Source organism: Cryptosporangium japonicum, assembly GCF_039524755.1.
Taxonomy (GTDB): domain Bacteria; phylum Actinomycetota; class Actinomycetes; order Mycobacteriales; family Cryptosporangiaceae; genus Cryptosporangium; species Cryptosporangium japonicum.
On sequence record NZ_BAAAGX010000053.1, the window covers coordinates 1 to 7,382 of the forward strand.

Annotated in this window: 6 protein-coding genes; 2 read left to right on the plus strand and 4 right to left on the minus strand. The window is 70.9% G+C overall.

The features are described from left to right. Positions 1-181: 181 nt before the first annotated feature. Complete coding sequence (locus ABD437_RS42865) at positions 182-688, minus strand: MauE/DoxX family redox-associated membrane protein (RefSeq protein ID WP_344654756.1); 507 nt, start codon at positions 686-688, stop codon at positions 182-184. 509 nt (positions 689-1,197) lie between these two features. After that, positions 1,198-1,719: a sigma-70 family RNA polymerase sigma factor gene (locus ABD437_RS42870; protein ID WP_344654757.1), complete on the minus strand. Its 522-nt coding sequence runs from the start codon at positions 1,717-1,719 to the stop codon at positions 1,198-1,200. 61 nt (positions 1,720-1,780) lie between these two features. Between ABD437_RS42870 and ABD437_RS42875 the strand changes: the two genes are divergently transcribed. Continuing rightward, positions 1,781-2,476: a zf-HC2 domain-containing protein gene (locus tag ABD437_RS42875; protein WP_344654758.1), complete on the plus strand. Its 696-nt coding sequence runs from the start codon at positions 1,781-1,783 to the stop codon at positions 2,474-2,476. A gap of 29 nt (positions 2,477-2,505) precedes the next feature. Continuing rightward, on the plus strand, positions 2,506-4,374 hold the full coding sequence (locus tag ABD437_RS42880; RefSeq protein ID WP_344654759.1) for a copper resistance CopC/CopD family protein: 1,869 nt from the start codon (positions 2,506-2,508) through the stop codon (positions 4,372-4,374). Here the strand turns inward: ABD437_RS42880 and ABD437_RS42885 are convergent. Continuing rightward, positions 4,371-4,958, minus strand: a complete 588-nt coding sequence (locus ABD437_RS42885; RefSeq protein WP_084701758.1) for a response regulator — start codon at positions 4,956-4,958, stop codon at positions 4,371-4,373. The two genes, ABD437_RS42880 and ABD437_RS42885, sit on opposite strands and share 4 nt — an antisense overlap. Further along, on the minus strand, positions 4,955-7,382 hold a 2,428-nt coding region (locus ABD437_RS42890; RefSeq protein ID WP_344654760.1), incomplete at its 5' end, for an ATP-binding protein. The genes ABD437_RS42885 and ABD437_RS42890, both read right to left, overlap by 4 nt.

Sequence of the window (7,382 nt, forward strand, 5' to 3'; positions counted from 1 at the left end):
CGTCGTCGGGCCGGGTGGACCGGTAGTACGTCACGCCGATGCCGGCCGCGAGCACCAGCACGGCCAGCGCGATCACCGAGACGATGACCGCGCGCCGTCGCCGTTCCGCGGCGCGCTGCTCGGCGAGTCGTTCGGCGGCGATCCGCCGGGCCTTGTTCGACGACTTCCCACTCATCTTTTCTCAGCTTCCGGAGATCCAGTTGTCGACGGCGAGACGGCCGCGCGGCCAGCGGGCCAACGCGAGGGCGACCAGCAGCAACGCGCTGTCGCGGAGGATTTCGAGGGTGTACGCGGTGCTCTGGTCGGGGTCGAGTTCACCGCCGCTGCCGAAGCACCCGCAGTCGATCCGCAGGCCACGGGCGGCGGCGGACACGATGCCGACCAGGAAGACGACGAGCAGGGCGGCGGAGAAGACCGACCCGAACCGCACGGCCACCCCGGCGATCAGCAGGAGGCCGAGCACGATCTCGAGCCAGGGCAGGCCGGCGCCGACGACGGTCGCGAGCCCGTCCGGCAGCAGCTGGTAGGCGCGCACCGCGCGCACCGAGGCGGCGAGGTCGCCGGCCTTGGCGCCACCGGCCCAGAGCCAGACGCCGCCGAGGAGCAGCCGGGCGGCCACCGGCAGCCAGGGCCGGGCCGCCGGCCACCAGGCCGGGGCGCGGCGCGCGGGTTCGCTTCGCGTGGTCATCGCTACTTGGTCGTCCCGGCGGCCCGATCGGTTCCCGGGACATGACGACCGTCACTCTCCGCAGTCGGCTGGGAGTCATGTGGCAGATGTGACTGGGGCGATTAGTGACCGTTTCCGACTCGAAAAGGCGTGAAGGCCGAGATCTCTCAAGCCGACATTAAGCAGTGCGTAATGGTGCCCCCAACCCGTTCTGATTACTGCCCGGGACTGCTGAACTGAGTTCACCGCAGCGCGATGCCGGTTCCGTCGGAGGTGGGCGACCCGGGGTTGCGGGTGGGAGCGGTGGCGGCCGTGGTCCGGGTTGGGAGACAGGGGAACCTGGGCCACGGCTGAATACCTCGCCTGCGCGGAGGTACATCGCGATCCGAACGACCGGCTGGACGCGCGTGACCTGCCGGTCCAAGGACTCCCAGGGAGACGCCCCTCTCCCTGGGAGTCCTTTTTGTGGGCGGCCGCCCGGGGCTCCAGGTTCAGGCGTTCGCGCCTGGCGGCGCTCGACAAGCAACTGCTCAGGCTGACGTAAGGGCCGCTACGAGGTCGTCGCGGGCTCGGGCCACTCGGGAGCGGATGGTGCCGACCGGGACGCCCTCCACGGCGGCGGCCTCCTGGTACGAGAGGCCGACGAGCTGGGTGAGCACGAACGCCGAGCGGCGCTCGGTGGAGAGCCGGGCCAGCAGGTCGGTGGCGTCAGCGGTGCCGGAAGGATCGGGAGTGACCGGCGCGAACCGTGCTCGCAGCACCTCGTCGAGGCGACGGCGGCGCACCACCGACCGCAGATGGTCGGCGCAGGTGCGCCGGGCGATGCCGAGCAGCCAGGTGCGTGCGCTGGAGCGCGCCGCGAACGACGGCAGGGCCCGGAACGCCCGCAGATACGTTTCCTGGGTCAGGTCGTCGGCGGCGTCCGCGTCGACGAGCGACGCGCAGAACCGCCAGACGTCCGGCTGGGTGGCCCGGACGAACGCCGCGGTCGCCAACGCGTCGCCGTGCTGGGCGCGCAGTGCCCACTCGGTGACGTCGTCGGGGTCGGGCACCCGTTCAGCCTACGACCGAACGCCCGGGAACCATCGCCCGGCGACGGACGACTATCCACGTATGCAGTGCGCACAGATCAGGGTCGCCCTCTCCGCGCTCACGGACCGGGAGGACCCCGGAATCGACCGGGCCGACGTCGACGCCCACCTCGCCGGGTGCACCGAGTGCCGGACCTGGCACGCGGCCGCCACCGAGGCCACCGAAGCCGCCCGCGCGGCCCAGCGGCCGGCCGCCGGAGTGCCCGACCTCACCGAGCAGGTCCTCGCCGCGATCGCCGCCGACAACGCCGCCCGCCGCCGCCCGCGGTTCGCGTTCACCCGGGCCGGCGGCCCGGCCCCGGCCGGGAACGCCCCCGGCTGGACCGGGGTGCTGCACGCTGGCGTCCTGCGGTGGGCGGTGGGCATCTCGGCCGTCGCGCAGCTGCTGCTGGCCCTGCCGGCCCTGGTCGCTGGACCGGGCACAACGGACGCCGCGTTGCACACCGGACGCGAAATGGCGTCGTTCGACGTCGCGGTCGCGATCGGGTTCCTGTTCGTGGCCGGACGACCGGCCTGGGCCAGGGCCCTGGTGCCGGTCGCGGTTGCGCTGGCTGGTTGTCTGTTGCTGACGAGTTCGATCGACGTCGCCGACGGAGCTGCCCAACTCGGGCACGAGCTGAACCACCTGCTCGCCGGTGTGCAGGCCGCCCTGGTCTGGCTCCTGGCGCGCACGGATCGAACGCCGAGCGCCTCGGAGCCGTTGCCGAGGCAGGTATGACGACACGAACGACAGGAATGGGGAAACGCGTGCGGAAGGTCCAGCGAGCGCTCGTAGTGGCGTTGTTCGCCCTGCTGGCGATCGGCTTCGGCGCGTCGCCGGCCCAGGCGCACGCCACGCTGGAGGGCACCGACCCACCCACCGGCTCGATCGTCGACCCCGCGCCGACCGTCGTCACGATGAACTTCAGCGAGCGGGTGACGCCGGTCAAGGGGCGGATCAAGGTCATCGCCCCGGACGGGGCGAACGTCGTGCAGGGCGAGCCGACCACGGTGAACGGCGGCGCACGCGTACGCATTCCGCTCAAGTCGGGCCTCTCCGACGGCACCTACCTGGTGAGCTACCGGGTCATCTCCGCCGACGGGCACCCGGTCTCGGGTGGGTACACGTTCAGCTCCCGGGTCCCGTCGGCGCTCGGCGCGAAAGCCTCGGAGGTCAACTCCGGCACCGCGTCGGCGTCGGTGGACAACGGGGTGCGCGGGGTGCAGTCGGTCAGCCGGTACGCCGCCTACGCCGGGCTCGTGCTGCTCGCCGGGCCGCTGGTGATCGTGCTCGGCCTCTGGCCCCGACGGCTGGCCACGGCCGGCCCGCGACGCGTGGCCTGGACCGGCTGGGGCCTGCTCGCGGCCGGGACGCTCGGCGTGCTCGTGCTGCAGGCGCCGTACGCGGACGGAGGCACGCTCGCCGACGTCTCGGTGAGCGGTATCGGCGAGGCGATCGACGAGACGGTCGGGCGGGCGCTGCTGATCCGGCTGGCGTTGCTCGTCGCCGTGATCCCGGTGCTGATCCGGGTGTTGCGTCCGGCGTCCAAGGACGGTGACGCGCCCGGCTGGGCGGGGCCGGTCGACCGGGTGCTGGTCGCGGTGCTCGGCGTGGCCCTGCTGATCACGTTCCCGTTCGCCGGGCACGCGGGCCAGTCGCCCGCGCCGATCGTCTCGGTGCCGGCGATCACGCTGCACGTGGGGTCGATGGCGGTCTGGCTCGGCGGGCTCGTCGTCCTCGCGTTCTACCTGCTGCCGCGGGCCAAGTACCGCGAGCTCGAGGTGATCCTGCCGGTCTGGTCGCGGTGGGCGTTCTGGGCGGTCGGCGCGCTGGTGTTCAGCGGCGTGATCGAGACGTTCCTCGAGATCGGGGGGTTCCGGGGCATCGACCGGCTGGTCAACACCACCTACGGGCAGCTCGTGCTGACGAAGGTGATCTGGCTCGGCGCGATCATGGTGGTGGCCGCGAACGCGCGCGCCTGGATCAACCGCCGGTTCGGTGTCCCGGTGGCCTACGCGTTCGCCGCCGAGGACCCCGAGACCCCGTCGAAGAAGGCCGACAAGGCCGAAAAGCCCGCGGCGGCTACGAAGACGGCGGCCAAGAAGACCAAGGCCAAGGCCACGCCGAAGAAGGCCAAGGAACCCGAGCCCGAGACGTCGGACTTCTCCGCGTCCGGACGCGCCGCCGACGAGGTGCGGCGCCTGCGTTCCCGCGTCGCGATCGAGGTCGCGCTCGGCGCGGTCGTGCTCGCGCTGGCCACCGCCCTGGTGCAGGTGGCCCCGGCACGCAGCGCCGACGACGCCGCCGCGGCGGCCGCCGCCCTGCCCTACAGTGCCCAGGTCGACCTGGGCCCGAACGTGCTGCAGATCGACCTGCCGGCCCGGATCGGACGCAACGAGCTGCACCTCACGCTCTTCGACAAGAACGGCCTGCCGGTCAAGGTCGAGGAGTGGAGCGGTTCGGCCGAGCTGGCGACGGCGAACGTCTCCACCGACGTCGTCGCGCTACCGCTCACCGAGAACCACGCGGTGGGTCAGGTGGAGCTGCCGATCGCCGGTGACTGGAAGTTCGTGTTCACCGCACGCACGTCCGACATCGACCAGTACAGCGTCGAGAAGACGATCACCATTCGTTAGATCGAGTCGAGGTCGTGGAGGGCGGCCCGGAGCAGCTCGGCGGTCTCCGGGTCGGTCGCCTCGCACCGGGCCAGCGCCTCCTGGACGCGGAGGCGGGCCCGGTCCAGTGCGCTGCCCCGTTCGGTCGACGCCACTTCGGTGGAGTGCACCCGCTGCTGGAGCAACTCGGTGCGCTCCAGCAGTAGCCGGTTCTTCTCCCACAGGTCGATGAACACGCTGACCTTCGCCCGCAGCACCCACGGGTCGAACGGCTTGGCCAGGTAGTCGACCGCCCCGGTGGCGTAACCCCGGAACGCGTGGTGCGGCTTCCGGTCGATCGCGGTGAGGAACACGATCGGGATGTGCCGGGTGCGTTCCCGGCGCTTGATGTGCTCCGCCGTCTCGAAACCGTCCATCCCCGGCATCTGGACGTCGAGCAGGATCACCGCGAAGTCGTCGGTGAGCAGACGCTTCAGCGCCTCCTCACCCGACGGCGCGGTGACCAGGTCGTGGTCCAGTCCCTGCAGGATCGCTTCCAGGACGAGCAGGTTCTCGGGGCGGTCGTCGACCAGGAGGACCTTCGCCCGCTTGCGCTCAGTGCTCACGCGGCAGGTCCGGGCGCGCCCGCGTCACGGGTGACCCACCCGGCCATCAATCGGAGCAGCCGATCGAGATCGACCGGCTTCGTGATGTAGTCGCTCGCTCCCGCCGCCAGGCTCTTGTCCCGATCGCCGGGCATCGCTTTCGCGGTGAGGAACAGGATCGGCAGCTCGCTGAACCCGGGCATCTTCCGGATCGCGGCTGTCGTCTCGTTACCGTCCATGTCGGGCATCATGACGTCCATCAGGACGAGGTCCACCTCCGGGTGGGCCTGCAGCATCGCGATGCCGGCCGCACCGTTGTCGGCGTAGAGCACGGTGAGCCCGTGCAACTCCAGCGCGGAGGTCAGCGCGAACACGTTGCGCACGTCGTCGTCGACGATGAGCACGGTGCGTCCGGCCAGCACCGACGTGTCGACGGTCGGCCCGGTCCGGCCGCGCGGCGGGCGCGAGGACTCCACCTGCCGCGGGGTCGGTGCCGGCGGCCGCGGCTTCTCCTCGTAACTCACCGGCGCCGACAGCTCCGGCAGCGTCGGGCGGGCCGAACTCGCGCCCTGGGTGATGATCGCGGCCCCGATGTCCTCGGCGTCCACGATGCTCGTCGGCGCGCTCCGCAGCGGCCCGGAGTACGTCGAGGAGGAGAAGATCTGCCCGGTGTCCTCCGGCAGCCGCTCGAGACCGCTACCGGGCTCCGCGGCCTCCCCGGGGTAGCGCTCCGGCAGGTACAGCGTGAACGTGCTGCCGCGACCGACGTCGCTCTGCACGGTGATCGAGCCGCCGAGCACCCGCGCGATCTCCCGGGAGATCGACAGGCCCAGGCCGGTGCCGCCGTACTTGCGGCTGGTGGAGCCGTCGGCCTGCTGGAACGGGTCGAAGATCAGCTTGAGCTTGTCGGCGGCGACGCCGATGCCGGTGTCGGTCACCGCGAACGCGACGACGCGGTCGGCGGCGTTCAGCGTCGGGCTGGCGAACAGCATGTCCTCCGGCCCGACGTGGATCGACAGCGTGACCGTGCCCGCGTCGGTGAACTTCACCGCGTTCGACAGCAGGTTCTTGAGGATCTGCTGGAGACGCTGCTCGTCGGTGAACAGCTGGTCGGGCACGCCCGGCCCGCGGTCGACCGCGAACCGCAGCCCCTTCAACTCGGACTGGGCGCGGAACGTCTGCTCGACGTAACCGCAGACGTCGTCGAGCGCGACCCGGCCGGCGTGTACGTCCATTTTGCCCGCTTCGACCTTGGACAGGTCGAGGATGTCGTTGATCAGCGTGAGCAGATCCCAACCGGCGTCGTGGATCGTGCGGGCGAACTCGATCTGGCGTCCGGTGAGGTTCGACTCGGTGTTCTCGGCCAGCAGCCGGGCCAGCACCAGCAGCGAGTTCAGCGGGGTCCGCAGCTCGTGGCTCATGTTCGCCATGAACTCGGTCTTGTACTGGCTGGACAGGGCCAGCTGCTCGGCCTTCTCCTCCAGCCCCAGCCGCGCCATCTCGATCTCGCGGTTCTTGATCTCGATGTTGCGGTTCTGCTCGGAGAGCAGCGCCGCCTTCTCCTGCAGCTCGGCGTTCGTACGCTGCAGCTCCATCGACTGCGCCTGGAGCTCCTGGGTCAGCCGCTGCGACTGCGCCAGCAGCTCCTCGGTGCGCGCGTTCGCGATGATCGTGTTCAGCACGACGCCGAGCGTGTCGACCAGCTGCTGCAGGAAGCTCATGTGCAGGTCGGAGAAGTTCTTGAAGCTGGCCAGCTCGATGACGCCGAGCACGCGCTCCTCGAACAGCACCGGGACGATCACCAGGTCGGCCGGCGGCGCCTCGCCCAGACCGGAACCGATCGTCAGGTAGCCGGCCGGCGTCTGCTCGACCCGGATCGAGCGGCGCTCCACCGCGGCCTGACCGACCAGGCCCTCGCCCAGCGAAAGCACCGACTCACCGCGCCGCGGCGCGTACCCGTAGGACGACGCCAGCCGCAGCCGCAGGCCCTCCCGGGTGGCCTCCAACAGGAAGAACGCACCCTGCTGGGCGTCCACCACCGGGGTGATCTCGCTCATGATCATCTGGCAGACCTGACGCAGGTCGCGCTGCCCCTGGAGCTGAGCACCGATGCGGGCCAGGTTGCTCTTCAGCCAGTCCTGTTCCGCGTTCTTGGTGGTCGTGTCCTTGAGGTTGTTGATCATCTGGTTGATGTTGTCCTTGAGCTCGGCGAGCTCACCCTGCGTCTCGACGGTGATCGCCTGGGACAGGTCGCCCCTGGTCACCGCCGTCGCCACGTCCGCGATCGCGCGGACCTGGGTGGTGAGGTTGCCGGCCAGGATGTTCACGCTCTGGGTCAGGTCGCGCCAGGTGCCGGAGACGTCACGCACCTCGGCCTGACCACCCAGCTTGCCCTCGGTGCCCACCTCGCGGGCGACCCGCGTCACCTCGTTGGCGAACGACGAG